This window comes from Streptomyces sp. NPDC001728, assembly GCF_040297565.1.
Classification (GTDB): Bacteria; Actinomycetota; Actinomycetes; order Streptomycetales; family Streptomycetaceae; genus Streptomyces.
Window position 1 is genome coordinate 174,806 of the sequence record NZ_JBEOZK010000004.1, and the last position, 13,866, is coordinate 188,671.

Below are 13,866 nucleotides of genomic sequence, written 5' to 3' on the forward strand. Positions count from 1 at the left end.
TGGGGAACCCTGCTCACGATCGGCCTGGACGTCACCGATTGCGCGCTCGACCTTCCTGGCCGGCGGCCCGCACGAAGCAGCCCCGTCCTCGGGCTTCACCCGCTTCCGACGGCGGACCCGCTCTCCTCCGTACCCCCGGGACGCCATGCCCCCTACCGTCGGGACACGTTCACACGGCAGACATCCCCCGGGCGGGGAACGGGTCGGACACGTTGCGTATTCATAACGGGTCCAGATCGAAGTGCGGGGCCCCGGGACGCGAGTGCGCAGGGTCCGGGCGTGGGGGAGCGCCGGGACGTGTGCTCGTCGGCGGCGCCGCCGGCCCGAAAGGAACTCTCAGTGGATCGCAGGTCTCTGCTCACCGTCGCGACCGGGGCGGTGGGCGCCGTCGCCGCCTCCCAGATACCGGCGGGTGCGGCGCTCCCCACGCACGCGGAACCCGGGCGACGGCCCTTCGCCACGTTCAACGTCGTCAGCGACATCCAGGGCGACCTCGGTGACTTCGGGGTGGCCCTGGAGGACATGAACCGGACCAACCCCACGAGTTCCGGCCTCGCCGTCGCGGGCGACATCACGCCGCGCGGCTACGACGCCGAGTACGCGGCGGTCGCGACCGAACTCGCCCGCCACAAGCACGCGAAGACGGTCGCCTGGGCGATCGGCAACCACGAGTTCTACGTCCCCAAGTGGCGCGACCCGTCGACGCTCGCGCAGGACGCCTGGCCCAACGGCACCACCGAGGACTCGCTGTTCCGCAGCTTCTACCACTTCGCCGGACGCAACTCGGTGAACGCGGAGCACGTCTTCGGCGGCATCCCGGTGCTCAGCATCGGCACCGAGAAGTACATGCACTACCACGACCCGAAGCTCTGGGACGAGGTATGGCTCAGCGAGGCCCAGCTCACCTGGCTCGAACAGCGCCTCGCCTACTGGGCGCGGCGGCGCAGGCCCGTCATGGTCGTCACGCACCACCCGCTCCCCAACACCGTCTCCGGCAGCCACAACCGCCTGTACTCCCGGGACTACCTCCAGGCGGACCGGCTCCTGGGCATCCTCGGCCGCCACCGTGACGTGTTCCTCTTCTGCGGGCACACCCACTGGGACCTCGCCCTGTCGGACTGGTACGTCCGCCGGGTCGTCCCCGGCACGGCGAACCTGGACGGCTTCTCCGTGATCAACACGGGCGCCGTGCAGACCGGCTACACGGACGACGGCAAGGGCGGCGAGGTCGCCGTGGCGGGCACGTTCAACCAGGGCCTCCAGGTCGAGGTCTTCCACGACCGGGTGGTCGTGAAGGCGCGCGACTTCGCGGCCGGCAGCTGGCTGAAGCAGATCACGGTCCCGCTGTCGACGAGGATCTGACCCACCGGGCGTGACCGGCGACCGGCCGGGCCGTCGACCGCCACCCCGCGAGGGGCGGCGCGAGACCCGGCCACCGGTCACGCCCGCAGCCGTTCACCTTCGACGCGCGGGGCGACGGTCAGTGGCCGACAGCGAGTTCGCCGCTCAGCCTGCCGTGGAGCCGGGCGCTGGGGTCGTTGAGGCCGACGATCTCGACGGCCTTCCCGCGCTGCGCGTACTTGCTCTCGACGATGTCGAGGGCGGCGACGGACGAGGCGTCCCAGACGTGCGCGCCGGACAGGTCGATGACGATCCTGTCGGCGTCGGTGGCGTAGTCGAAACGGCCGACCAGCTCGCCCGCCGAGGCGAAGAACAGCTCGCCGCTGATCCGGTAGACCACGGTCGTGCCGGTGGGATCGGGGACGGCGGTCAGCTCGGCCTGGTGGGCGACGCGCCGGGCGAAGATCACCACGGCGGTCAGGGAGCCGAGGACGACACCGACGGCGAGGTTGTGGGTGGCGAGCACGGCCACGACGGTGACGGCCATGACGACGATCTCACCGGTGGGCATCCGGCGGAGCGTCTTCGGGGCGATCGAGTGCCAGTCGAACGTCGCGATCGACACCATGATCATGACGGCGACCAGGACGGCCATCGGGATGTCGGAGACGACCGGGCCGAAGGCGATGCACAGCACCATCAGGAACGCGCCGGCGAGGAAGGTCGAGAGCCTCGTGCGGGCGCCGGAGACCTTCACGTTGATCATCGTCTGACCGATCACGGCGCAGCCGCCGATGCCGCCGAAGAAGCCGGTGACGATGTTGGCGATGCCCTGGCCGACGGACTCGCGCTTCTTGTCGGACGGCGTGTCGGTGATGTCGTCCACCAGCTTGGCGGTCATCAGCGACTCCATCAGCCCGACCAGCGCCATCGCGAAGGCGTACGGCGCGATCGTCGTCAGCGTGTCCATGGTGAAGGGGACGTCCGGCAGACCGGGCACCGGCAGGGAGGTCGGCAGGGCCCCCTTGTCGCCCACGGTCGGGACCGCGATCCCGGCGGCGACGGTGAGCGCGGTGAGGGCCACGATGGAGACGAGCGGCGCGGGCACCAGCGTGGTGATCTTCGGAAGGAACACCATCAGCGCCAGGCCGGCGGCGAGCAGCGGATAGACGGCCCACGGCACGTCCGTCAGCTCGTGGAGCTGGGTCATGAAGACCAGGATCGCGAGCGAGTTCACGAACCCGACCATCACCGAGCGGGGCACGAACCGCACCAGCTTCGCGACCCCGAGCAGCCCCAGCACGACCTGGAAGACGCCCGCGAGGATGACGGCGGCGATCAGGTACCCGAGCCCGTGCTCACGGTTCAGCGGCGCGATGACGAGGGCGACGGCGCCGGTCGCGGCGGAGATCATCGCCCGCCGGCCACCGACGACGGAGATCGTCACCGCCATGGTGAAGGAGGCGAAGAGACCGAGCGCAGGGTCGACACCGGCGATGATCGAGAACGAGATCGCCTCGGGAATCAGCGCGAGGGCGACGACCAGACCGGCCAGCACCTCGGTACGCCAGACCTTCGGATCGGACAGCCAGTCGGGCCCGAGACGCCGCAGGCGCGAGGTGGTGCGCGGCGCGACGGCCGGGCGGGAAGCGGGGGAGGGCAAGGAGAGGGGACCTGTCGTGCTCGGGCACACCCCCGTACGGCAGGCCGGGGGGTGCGGGAAGGAACGCGGGGGACGAGGAGCCGTACGGGATGCGCGCGGTCCGGGCTCACGGCCGGGGGCAGGCCCTCATGGCGGGCAGACGGAGACGCCGGAGGACACGGGGTCGCGCACGCTTCTCTCCAGCGGGATCGGGATCTTCGCCAGGAGCGTCGTCGGCCCGGCCACAGCAACGGCGCGCAGCCGGTCCACCGGCCTCGCCGCCCGCCGACTCTACCTGGGGAGCGCGTACGCCCGGCCCGGGGCGACCGGGATTCCCGCCGGCCGCTCGCCGTCACCCGCGCGAGCCGTCACCTCGTACGGGCCGTCACCTCGTACGAGCCGCCACGTCGTACGGGCCCGCCCCTCGTACGAGCCGCCACCCCGTGTGAGCCACCCCCTCGTACGATCCGGCACCCCGTACGAGCCGGACCCGGACCCGGACGACCGTCACCCCTTACGGGCTCTCACCTCACCGAGCGCAGGAACGACCTCGTTCGTTCGTGTTCCGGGGCGTCGAGCAGCTGGGCCGCCGCTCCCGACTCGATGATCCGGCCCTGGTCGAACATCAGGATGCGGTCCGACACGTCACGGGCGAAGCCCATCTCGTGGGTGACGCAGAGCAGTGTGATCTCGGTGTCGCGCGCGATGTCCCGCAGCACGTCCAGGACCTCGGCCACCAGCTCCGGGTCGAGCGCGGACGTCACCTCGTCGAGCAGCAGGATCTCGGGCCGCATCGCGAGCGCGCGGGCGATGGCCACCCGCTGCTGCTGCCCGCCGGAGAGCCGGGTGGGCCTGGCGTCGATCTTGTCGTCGAGGCCGACCAGCCCGAGCAGGTCGCGGGCGTGCGCCTCCGCCGCCTCCCGGCTCTCGCCGAGCACGTGGACGGGCGCCTCGACGACGTTCTCCAGCACGTTCATGTGGGGGAAGAGGTTGAACTGCTGGAAGACCATGCCGACCCGGCGCCGCCGCGTCGCGAGCTCTCGCTCGCTCGCCGGCACCAGCTTGCCGCCGTCGGAACCCGAGGGCGTGTGGGAGTAGGGGAGCCCGTCGACGAGGATGACGCCCTCGGTGACCCGCTCCAGTGTCATGAGCAGCCGCAGGATGGTCGTCTTGCCCGAACCGCTCGGCCCGATCAGCGTCACGCGTTCGCCGCGCCCCACGGACAGGTCGAGGCCGTCGAGCACGGTGTTGTCCCCGAACCGCTTGGTGACCCGTTCGAAGCGGACCGCGTCCGGGACCGCGTCCGGGACCGCGTCCGGGACCGCGTCCGGGTTCCCGTCCACGGCCACGGCGGGCGGGTCCGGTCGTGGCCCCGGGGTCTTCGAGAGCCGCTCAGTGGGCAAGGCGTGCCTCCAGTCGTCGTACGAGCAGGGACGTGGGCCAGCTCGCGAGCAGGAACACCGCGGCGGCCAGGGTGAAGCTCTCCAGATAGGCGAAGTGCGTGCTGCCGAAGGCGTTCGCCTCGTGGACCATCTCGTGCACGGTGATCACCGACAGCAGCGGCGTCTCCTTGAAGAGGGAGACGGCGTAGTTCCCGAGCGGCGGCAGGACGTTCCGCACCGCCTGCGGCAGCACCACCGCCCGCCACGTCCGGTGACGCGGCAGCGAGAGCGCCGTGCACGCCTCCCACTGCCCCTTCGGTACGGCGTCGATGCCCGTGCGGTACACCTCGGAGAGGTACGTGGCGTAGTGCACGCCCAGGACGAGCACGCCGAGCGCCAGCGGGTCGAGGGCGGGGATCAGCACCCACGCCGCGAACAGCTGCACGAGCAGCGGCGTCGAGCGGACGAACGCCGCCGCACCGCCGACCGGCGCCGCCACCCACCGGGGCGCCGCCCGCCCCACGACGGCCAGGACCAGGCCGAGGACGGCCGCGACGACGAAGCCGAGGACGGTCGCGGCCAGGGTCACCCCGAAGCCCTTGAGCACGACGGGCAGCGCGGTCAGGGCCGCGTCACCGTCCCACATCACGCACCACCTCCCTGCCCGAGGCGGGCCTTCGCGGACCGCTCCAGGGCGTTCATCAGCAGACTCAGTACGGCGGCCACGGCACCGTAGAGCGCGAGGAGCAGCAGATAGGCGGCGGCCGTGTCACCGGTCGCGGACCGCAACTGGTCGATCTCGAAGGTCAGATCGGGCACGGTGACGAGCGACAGCAAGGGGGTCGCCTTCAGCAGCTGGACCAGCAGGTTCTTGAACGGTGCGATCATCAGCGCCTGTGCCTGCGGCAGCACCACCCGCCTCAGCCGCAGCCCCGGCCGCATGCCGAGCGCGACGGCCGCCTCGCTCTGCGAGGCCGGCACCGCAGCGACCGCGCCCCGCACCACCTCGGCCCCGTACGCCCCGAAGTTGAGTCCGAGCGCGAGGACACCGCACGCGAGCGGCTCCAGCCGGAAGCCGAGCATGGGCAGCGCGAAGAACAGCCAGAACAGCTGCACGTACAGCGAGGTGCCCCGGAAGAACTCGACGACCACCCGCGCCCCGCCGCGTACGATCCCGTGCGAGGAACCGGTCGCGAGCCCCAGCGCGTACGACAGGACGAGGGCGAGCGCCGCCCCCAGGACCGTCGCCTCCACCGTGACGAGCAGGCCCTCTCCGAGCCGGGGCAGGGCGCTCCCCAGTTCGGTGAGGAACCCGGGAGCGGCCTCGGTGGTGCCGGCCGCCTGCGCAGGAGGCAGCGGAGTCCCGGCCACCTGCTCGGGGAGCGGAAGGGATCCGGCCGACTGCCCGTTCGACACGAGGGATTCGGCCACCTGCTCAGGCCGCACAGAGATCGGCCGTCCGCAGGGAGCGGGGCGGCACCTCGCGCTCGGTGAACCCGTAGCGGCCGACGAGCCGCACGTACCGTGCCGGGTCGCCGGTTATCCTCGCCAGCTCCCGGTCGAAGGCGTCCCGCAGCCCGGTCGCCCCCAGCCGGAACACCGCGCCGCCCGCGCTGAACTGCTTGACCCCGTCCACCACGGGCACGAACGGCGCGCCCACCTGCACCGCCGCACCCCGGTTCGTGCGGGACAGCCAGCGCAGCGAGACGCCGGTCAGCGCGAAGGCGTCGATCCGGCCGGCGAGCAGCGCGTCGAGACCGTCCTGCTGCTTGGCCAGCGTCTTCACCGAGCCGTCCGGCACGCCCGCCGCCTTGGCGTACGAGGCCTCCACCGCCGCCGTGAGCACCCCCACGGTGGCGCCCCGCGCCACACAGGACGCGAAGTCGCTCAGCCCCTTCGGGTTCCCCTCGCGGACCATCAGCGCCGTCGGCGAGATGAACTCCGGCTCGGAGAACAGGACCTTGGCGCACCTCTCGGGCGTGATCGCCATGCCCGCGCTCACGAGGTCGAACCGGTCCGCCAGCAGACCAGGGATGAGCGTGCCGAACTCGGTCAGCGTGGGCCGCAGTTCGCGGACTCCCAGCGCCGTGAAGATCTCCCGGTGGAGCGTCGGGGCCTCGCCGGCGAGCGCGTCGCCGTCCCGGAAGCCGTACGGCGCCTCACCGGCGAACCCCACCCGCACGAAGCCCTGCTTCCGCAGCTTCGCCAGCAGGTCCGCGTCGCCCTTCGGCGCCCCGGTGCCGGCCTCGGTGCGGCTGCAGGCCGTCACGAACGCCGGGGTGAGGGCGGCAGCGCCGAGCAGTGCCGATCTGGTGAGGAATCCGCGGCGGTCGAGGGGCGAGCGGCCCCGGCCGGCATCCTGACGGGACATGGACGTCCCCTTCCTTGTCGTACGGACGATGGGCGGCGAGAATCATCCGACGGGTGCGATGTCCCGCGTGGCGATGAAGGCCGGCCGCCGCACCGGCGCCGCGAAGGGCAGTTCCGGCTGGTTGTCGACGCTGTTGAACACGAGGAACACATTGCTGCGCGGGTACGGGGTGATGTTGTCGCCCGAACCGTGCAGGGCGTTGCAGTCGAACCAGGTCGCCGAGCCCGCGGGGCCGGTGAACTGGCGGATGCCGCAGGCGTCGGCGAACGTGGTGAGTGCCTCGTGGGACGGCGTCCCCGCGTCCTGCGTACGGAGCGACTTCTTGTAGTTGTCGCGCGGCGTCTCGCCGGCGCAGCCCAGGAACGTCCGGTGCGAACCCGGCATGATCATCAGGCTGCCGTTGGTGCTGTGGTTCGGGGTGAGGGCGATCGACACGGAGACCGTCCGCATCCGAGGCAGACCGTCCTCCGCGTGCCAGGTCTCGAAGTCGGAGTGCCAGTAGAAGCCGCTGGCGCCGAAGCCCGGCTTGACGTTGACCCGCGACTGGTGGACGTACACATCGGAACCGAGGATCTGACGGGCGCGCCCGACGACGCGCGGGTCCGCCGCGAGCTTGGCGAACACCTCGCTGATCCGGTGCACCTCGAACACCGAGCGGATCTCCTGCGAGTTCGGCTCGACGACGGCCCGCTCGTCCTGCCGGACCGCCGGGTCCGTGACGAGCCGGTCGAGCTCGTCACGGAGCACCTCCACCTCCTCCGGGGTGACGAGCTCGTCGACGGTGACGAACCCGTCGCGCTCGTACTCCTCGAGTTCCCGCGCCCAGAAGGGCCCGGCGGTGCCGGGCGCGGACCACACGACGGGGTCCTTGCGACCGATCAGCTGCTCCTCGGTGCCACGGGTCGGGTAGAGGTCGACGGGACGGGCGGGGGCGGAGGTCATGAGAGGCGGTGCCTTCCTTGTCTCGTGCGGGGTTGTCGGGTGCGGGGGTGCGGGGGCGCAGGGGTTCAGGCGGTGGGCTCGGGTTCGGTGAGCAGGGGGTAGACGCCGTTCTCGTCGTGGTCCTCACGGCCGGTGACCGGCGGGTTGAAGACGCAGAGGCAGCGGAAGTCCCGCTTGACGTCGAGGGTGTGCCGCTCGTGCCCGTCGAGCAGGTACATCGTTCCGGGCACGATCGTGTACGTACGGCCTGTCTCGAGGTCGGTGAGCTCGGCCTCACCGGCGGTGCAGACGACGGCCTCCACGTGGTTGGCGTACCACATGGAGGTACGGGTGCCCGCGTACAGCACGGTCTCGTGCAGGGAGAACCCGACCCGCTCACGGGCCAGGACGATGCGCCTGCTCTCCCAGGTGCCGGAGGCGGCCTTCACATGCCGCTCGGTGCCGTCGAGTTCGTCGAAGGAACGCACGATCACGAGGGATCGCCTTTCTGTCGGGGGTGGGGTGGGGTGGGGTGGAGGAACGGACGCCAGGGCCTGATGCGATGCGGCGCTCGGCGGGATTCGGAACCGGGTGCGATGCGGAGCCGGGCGCGACGTGGGGTGCCCGGTGGCGGGTTCAGGCGGCCCGGCGGTCGGACGTGCGGAGGTCGGCCGTGTGCCGGACGGAACGGGCCAGGATGCCGAGGCCCTCGTCGAGTTCGTCGTCCGTCACCGTCAGCGGCGGCAGCAGCTTGACCACCTCGCCGTGCGGCCCGGACGTCTCCAGGAGCAGACCCAGCTCGAAGGCGCGCCGGCACACGGCCTCGGCCCGCTCGCCGTCGCCGAACTCCAGGCCCCAGACCAGACCGCGGCCCCGGGTCCGGAGCGCCGTGCGGCCGTCCTCGCCGCACAGATCGAGGAGCGCGTGCTCGACACGTCCGGCGCGGGTCAGGGTGCGCTCGCGCAGGGTGCCGTCGGCCCAGAACGTCTCCAGGGCCTTGGTGGCGGTCACGAAGGCGGGGTTGTTGCCGCGGAACGTGCCGTTGTGCTCGCCCGGCTGCCAGACGTCCAGCTCGGGGCGGAACAGGCAGAGGGCCATGGGGAGCCCGTAGCCGCTGATGGACTTCGACAGGGTGACGATGTCGGGCACGATGCCCGCCTCCTCGAAGGAGAAGAAGTCGCCCGTGCGGCCGCAGCCCATCTGCACGTCGTCCACGATGAGCAGCATGTCCCGGCGGCGGCACAGGTCCGCGAGCTGCCGCAGCCACTCGACGCGGGCGACGTTGACGCCGCCCTCGCCCTGGACGGTCTCGACGATGACGGCGGCGGGGTGGTCGAGACCGGAGCCGGGGTCGCCGAGGAGCCGCTCGAACCAGAGGAAGTCCGGCATTCGGCCGCCGAGGTAGTGGTCGAACGGCATCTGGGTGGCGTGGTTGAGCGGGACGCCCGCGCCGGCACGCTTGGCGGCGTTGCCGGTCACGGCGAGCGAGCCGAGGGACATGCCGTGGAAGGCGTTGGTGAACGAGACGACGGTCTCGCGCCCGGTGACCTTGCGGGCGAGTTTGAGGGCGGCCTCGACGGCGTTGGTGCCGGTGGGGCCGGGGAACATGACCTTGTAGGGCAGGGAGCGCGGCTCCAGGACCGTCGTACGGAACGCTTCGAGGAAGTCCCGTTTGGCGGTCGTCGACATGTCCAGGCCGTGGGTGACGCCGTCGCGCGCGAGGTAGTCGAGGAGCGCGCGCTTCAGGACGGGGTTGTTGTGGCCGTAGTTGAGGGAGCCCGCGCCGGCGAAGAAGTCGAGGAAGGGACGCCCGTCCTCGTCGTAGAGCCGGCTCCCGCTCGCGCGCTCGAAGACGACGGGCCAGGCGCGGCAGTAGCTGCGGACCTCGGATTCGACGGTCTCGAAGACGGAAGGGGCGGCGATGATGTCGGTGAGGGCGGTCACGTCTCTCCAGGATCGGTACGGGTGCGGGTGAATGCTGGGCGGGGGCCGTGCCGTGGGTCAGTACGTCAGGGGCCCGATGCGGTAGAGCACTTCGGGTTCGTGTCCGGTGCCGTCGGAGCCGGGGGTGCCGGGGAAGTCCGTGGCCGGGAACAGGACCTCCTGGGTCACGGTCGCGCCGTGGCGGCGCGCGTAGGAGCGGAACATCCGGTCGGAGGGCGCGTTGCCCGGGGTGACGGTCGCCTCCATCCGGTCGAGCCCGTGCTCGGCCGCGACGCGGGCGGCCAGGGAGTCGAGCAGTGCTCCGGCTACCCCGGTTCCGCGGTGCGAACCATCGACGGCGACCTGCCACACGAAGAGCGTGCGGGGGTCGTCGGGGCGCAGATACCCGGTGACGAAGCCGACCGGCCGTCCCACGGAGTCACGGGCGACGGCGGTCGTGTCGGCGAAGTCCCGGCACCACAGCAGGTAGCTGTAGGGCGAGTTGACGTCCAGTTCCCCCGAGTCACGGGCGATCCGCCACAGCCCGGAACCGTCGCTCGCACGGGCCCGTCCGAGGCTGACACCGAGATCGGGCCTGGCCTCGGGGCCGCGTCGGGGGCCGCGTTCGGATCCGGCGGGGTGGTCGGGACTGGTGACCGGGGAGGTCGCATGGGCGGTGGTCATGTGCGCCGAAGCTACCGAGCGAAGAGGGGAACTTCCTGGGGCGGAGGGGTTGTATGCCCGAGCGGGCGCGTGATAGATGCACGACGGCGCTCATAGGCGCCGATGCACCCCCGAGGGCAAGGAAAACCACCCCAAACCGGCGAATATCTTGTGTTTATAACGCCTGAATAACGCATTGTCGATGGCCTACTCGCCTCCCCACCCGATGTGAGACAGTCCCGCTTCTCGGGTTTGAGACGCCCGTACGGGGTCAGGTGTACGGGTTCGGGGGCGGGTGCTCCGCCCACGCGGACAGCGGTTGCAGGGGCGCGACCGATGCTCCCTTCGGCAGTCCAGAAGTCCCGAGAACGGGAAGGCGACCCGATCAGACTTGGTAGGGGCAGAGGGCGATGTTCTCTGATCCGACGCTGATCTCCACCCAGGATTCGTCCATGCTGTCGGGGACCGGTGATGCCACGTCGAACAGCACGGTCCAGTGACCCATCTGCAGGCAGGCGACACCGTCGTCGTACAGGTGGAGAAGACCGCACACGATCACCCGGTCGCCTTCCTGGCGGACTTCCGGTTCGTTGGAGAGGGCAGGCTGGGCGTTCCGCCCCCAGTGGATGTCCTCGCCGACAGTCCATTCGACGTGGTGCCGGCCGTCGGCTTCTGGCGGATCGCCGTGCCAGAGCACCACGGCGGATCCGATGGGGGTGTGAACCTGAACCGTCATGTGCTGATGCAGAGACGACTGCGGCAGGGCTTCCGTGCGAACGAACATCGCCTCATCATCCACGGAAACCACCTCCATGATGTCCATGGACGGAGCCATGGAGAACGGGTCTCGGCAGCCGGACGGAACAGTCGGAGGACAGCCCGCCAGAACGTCATTCGGACCCAGAATTGCGACTGCTCAGGCTCTGAGTCACGACCACCCAACCCCCGGCCACGAGCATCGATGTCAGACCCTGGACCTACCGTGGAGGGGTCCTTAGTCACGCGTGCTGGCTGCTCGTCGCTGCTCGGGACCGGCGCCCCGCCGGCGTGGAACCCGGGCGGGGCGTCGCCGTGCCACCTCGCCGTCCTGCCGTCCTGCTGTCTGTTCAGGACGGCTCACGAGCGGTGGGTCACGGTCGGCCGAGGCCGTCCTCGGTGGTGCGTGTCGGCCGTACCTCGGTGCGGGGGGTCGGGACGAACGGCCGGTGCCGATCCGATGGGTTGGGGGAGCCGTCCCGGGCGCCCTCGATGTGGTCGAGCAACTGGCGGAGCACCGCGAGGGCCTGTGGCGCGGCACCGGGTTCGTCGGCCAGGCGCGCCAGCGTCCGCCGAATGCGGTGCCACGCGCGGCCCGTGCGGCCCGCGCGGTGGTCGGCGAAGGCGCGGGCGTACTGGGCGAGGGCCGCGGCCCACAGGTCGTCGGCGCCGCTCGGCCGGGCCAGCGCGAGGTCCGCGGTGCGCGCGGCGGCCTCGGGATCATGATGGGCCTGGACGACTGACAGGGCCGCCAGGCTGACGGCCGGCGGCGGGCCGCCGTAGGCCCCCTCCGGAACGGTGTCGGCGGCCAGGCGGTAGGAGCGGGAGGCCGCCTCCCGGTCGCGCCGTTGCCAGGCGAGCGCTCCGTGGACGTGGGCGATACGGCCCACGAGGGCGTCGTCCCCGGCCATGACGGCGGCCGGCCACGCGAGGTCAAGCAGCCGGTGCGCCGTCCGGGGGTCCCGCGCCGCGACCAGCCAGGCCGCCAGCCATCGCCCACGGGCCGTCAGAGGACTGCCGGCGGGGAGGTGGGGGAGCAGACCGAGCAGGAGACGGCCACCCTCCGAGCCGCGCTCGTGCGCCGCCCACCAGAACCACAGGTGCAGGACTGTCTCCACCGCCGCTTCGACGTGCTCGGCGCAGGCGACGCCGCAGGCCTCGGCCGTGCGGTCGGCATCGGTCGTGTGCTCGAAACCGGTTGAACGGTCGAAGCCCGCTGCGTGCTCGACACCGGCCGTCGGGTCGGAGCCGGTCGTGTTCCCGGGATCGGCCGTCGGGTCGGGGTCGGTCGTGTTCCCGGGATCGGCCGTCGGGTCGGGGTCGGTCGTGTTCCCGGGATCGGCCGTCGGGTCGCGGTCGGTCGTGGTCTCGGGATCGGCTGGGTGCACGGCGTCCGCGTCCGTCGTGTCCACGGCGGTGGCCGCGCCCCCGGCGCCGTCGGAGCGCCCGGCGCCGGCCGCGTGTTCGGTGCGAGGCATGTGGTGTGCGTGGAGCGCGCCCGCGAGCACCCCCTCGGCCAAGGACATCAGCTCGTCGTGCTCGTCGAGGACGATCCGCACCGCCTGGCGCTGGAGCCCCATGTCCCACAGCGTCTCGGCGACCGCCGCGACCCCTCGGAAGTGGCTCGCGTGCCGAGCCAGCGCATGCTGCGAATCGCCTGCCCCGCGCAGCCGTTCGGCACCGAAGTCGCGCGCCGCACGCACCATGCGATAGCGGGGACGGCGTACCGCACCCGGCTCGCCGATCACCTGGAGCACCCCCGTCGCACTGAGCAGCGCCAAGCAGGAGGGCACGTGCTCCGGCTCGACTTCGCCACCCGCGCACAGGCGAACCGCCGCCTCCTCGCTGAACGACCCCGCGAAGACACTCGCGCGGTGCCAGACCTTGCGTTCCGCCGGATCGCACAGCGCGTGCACCGCGCCGAGGGAGGCCCGCAGGGACCGGTGACGGCGGAGGGCCGGACCCGGACCGGCCAGCCAGCACTGGTCCGTCTCCAGGCGGTCGGCGAGTTCACGTACCGTACGGTCGCCCAGTCGGCCGGCCGCCAGCTCGATCGCCAGCGGAACCCCTTCCAGGAGACGGCACACCCGCCGCACGTCCGGCATGTCTTCCTCCGCCACCGGCGGGCAGCCGTGCACGCGTGCGAGGAAGAGCTCGACGGCGGGTGCGAGATCCGGCGAACCCGAAGGCGCATCGACGGCCAACGGCGCCACCCGCACCACCCGTTCGGCGCCGAGCCCGAGCGCGCGGCGCGCGGTCACGAGGACCCGCAGCGCGGGCACGGCCATGAGCAGCCGCTGCACCAGGCCCGCGCACTCGGCGTGCACGGGGTCGACGTCGTCCAGGACCAGCAGGAGCCCGTGCGCGGCTGCGGCGCACGCGGCGACGGTGACGTCCCCGGGCTTCGTGCCCGGCGGCACTCCCGTGGCGGCGGTGAGCGCCCGGGCCACCCGCCCGGCCAGGGCGTCCGGTCCGACGGGCACTCCGTCGTGCCACCGCACCCGGACCATGTCCTGCCAGGGACCGCCGGCGAAGGGTGCCGCGACAGCCACGGCGAGACGGCTCTTGCCGACTCCGGCCGCCCCCGTCACGGTCACCTGCCGGTGGCGGGCCAGGGCGGCACGCAGTTCCGCGAGTTCCCCGGCGCGGCCCAGCAGGCCGCCCGTCTCCAGGGCGGACGGGCTGCCGGGCCCGTCGTCGAAGCCGTCGGCCCGTGTCCACACATGGGGGTACTTCACGACCTCGGTGCCATCGCTTCCCTTGAGGACGCCACCTCGAAGGCCTCGCCGTGCGGCGGGAAAGCCGCAGGCCCAGCGTGCAGAACCGTCACTGCAAGCGGCGTCACGGCAACCTCAACGCGTGAGCGG

12 protein-coding genes are annotated in these 13,866 nt (G+C 71.9%); 1 reads left to right on the forward strand and 11 read right to left on the reverse strand.

Annotation, left to right across the window (positions count from 1 at the left end):
* The first annotated feature begins 339 nt into the window (after window positions 1-339).
* On the forward strand, window positions 340-1,362 hold the full coding sequence (locus tag ABT154_RS08680) for a metallophosphoesterase family protein (RefSeq protein WP_351854645.1): 1,023 nt from the start codon (window positions 340-342) through the stop codon (window positions 1,360-1,362).
* Between the two features lie 118 nt (window positions 1,363-1,480).
* Here ABT154_RS08680 and ABT154_RS08685 read toward each other — a convergent pair whose 3' ends face one another.
* The 11 genes from ABT154_RS08685 to ABT154_RS08735 form a co-directional block, all read right to left on the reverse strand.
* Window positions 1,481-3,004, reverse strand: a complete 1,524-nt coding sequence (locus ABT154_RS08685; RefSeq protein ID WP_351854648.1) for a SulP family inorganic anion transporter — start codon at window positions 3,002-3,004, stop codon at window positions 1,481-1,483.
* A 503-nt stretch (window positions 3,005-3,507) separates the two neighbouring features.
* Window positions 3,508-4,386, reverse strand: coding sequence for an ectoine/hydroxyectoine ABC transporter ATP-binding protein EhuA (ehuA, locus tag ABT154_RS08690; protein ID WP_502969469.1), 879 nt, complete (start codon window positions 4,384-4,386; stop codon window positions 3,508-3,510).
* Entirely contained in the window at window positions 4,376-5,011 is a 636-nt protein-coding gene (gene ehuD / locus ABT154_RS08695) for an ectoine/hydroxyectoine ABC transporter permease subunit EhuD (RefSeq protein WP_351855084.1), read from the reverse strand. Before ehuD ends, ehuA begins: the two co-directional genes overlap by 11 nt.
* Window positions 5,011-5,721 carry an ectoine/hydroxyectoine ABC transporter permease subunit EhuC gene (gene ehuC / locus ABT154_RS08700; RefSeq protein WP_502969474.1) on the reverse strand — a complete coding sequence of 237 codons (711 nt, stop codon included), beginning with the start codon at window positions 5,719-5,721 and terminating at the stop codon, window positions 5,011-5,013. Before ehuC ends, ehuD begins: the two co-directional genes overlap by 1 nt.
* A gap of 79 nt (window positions 5,722-5,800) precedes the next feature.
* On the reverse strand, window positions 5,801-6,736 hold the full coding sequence (gene ehuB, locus ABT154_RS08705) for an ectoine/hydroxyectoine ABC transporter substrate-binding protein EhuB (protein ID WP_351854651.1): 936 nt from the start codon (window positions 6,734-6,736) through the stop codon (window positions 5,801-5,803).
* Between the two features lie 42 nt (window positions 6,737-6,778).
* On the reverse strand, window positions 6,779-7,678 hold the full coding sequence (thpD, locus tag ABT154_RS08710) for an ectoine hydroxylase (RefSeq protein WP_351854653.1): 900 nt from the start codon (window positions 7,676-7,678) through the stop codon (window positions 6,779-6,781).
* A 65-nt stretch (window positions 7,679-7,743) separates the two neighbouring features.
* Window positions 7,744-8,151: an ectoine synthase gene (locus ABT154_RS08715; protein WP_351854656.1), complete on the reverse strand. Its 408-nt coding sequence runs from the start codon at window positions 8,149-8,151 to the stop codon at window positions 7,744-7,746.
* A gap of 142 nt (window positions 8,152-8,293) precedes the next feature.
* On the reverse strand, window positions 8,294-9,601 hold the full coding sequence (gene ectB / locus ABT154_RS08720) for a diaminobutyrate--2-oxoglutarate transaminase (protein ID WP_351854659.1): 1,308 nt from the start codon (window positions 9,599-9,601) through the stop codon (window positions 8,294-8,296).
* A 57-nt stretch (window positions 9,602-9,658) separates the two neighbouring features.
* Complete coding sequence (gene ectA / locus ABT154_RS08725; RefSeq protein ID WP_351854661.1) at window positions 9,659-10,264, reverse strand: diaminobutyrate acetyltransferase; 606 nt, start codon at window positions 10,262-10,264, stop codon at window positions 9,659-9,661.
* 364 nt (window positions 10,265-10,628) lie between these two features.
* Window positions 10,629-11,066 (reverse strand): hypothetical protein, encoded by a 438-nt coding sequence (locus ABT154_RS08730; protein WP_351854663.1) that lies wholly within the window; start codon window positions 11,064-11,066, stop codon window positions 10,629-10,631.
* Window positions 11,067-11,373: 307 nt separating this feature from the next.
* Window positions 11,374-13,737, reverse strand: a complete 2,364-nt coding sequence (locus ABT154_RS08735; protein WP_351854666.1) for an ATP-binding protein — start codon at window positions 13,735-13,737, stop codon at window positions 11,374-11,376.
* Window positions 13,738-13,866 lie beyond the last annotated feature (129 nt).

Bases quoted from the DNA above. Each gene is read 5' to 3' on its own strand.
- ehuD (WP_351855084.1), bottom strand. From the start codon at position 5,011: ATGTGGGACGGTGACGCGGCCCTGACCGCGCTGCCCGTCGTGCTCAAG.
- ehuB (WP_351854651.1), bottom strand. From the start codon at position 6,736: ATGTCCCGTCAGGATGCCGGCCGGGGCCGCTCGCCCCTCGACCGCCGC.
- thpD (WP_351854653.1), bottom strand. From the start codon at position 7,678: ATGACCTCCGCCCCCGCCCGTCCCGTCGACCTCTACCCGACCCGTGGC.
- ectA (WP_351854661.1), bottom strand. From the start codon at position 10,264: ATGACCACCGCCCATGCGACCTCCCCGGTCACCAGTCCCGACCACCCC.
- ABT154_RS08730 (WP_351854663.1), bottom strand. From the start codon at position 11,066: ATGGACATCATGGAGGTGGTTTCCGTGGATGATGAGGCGATGTTCGTT.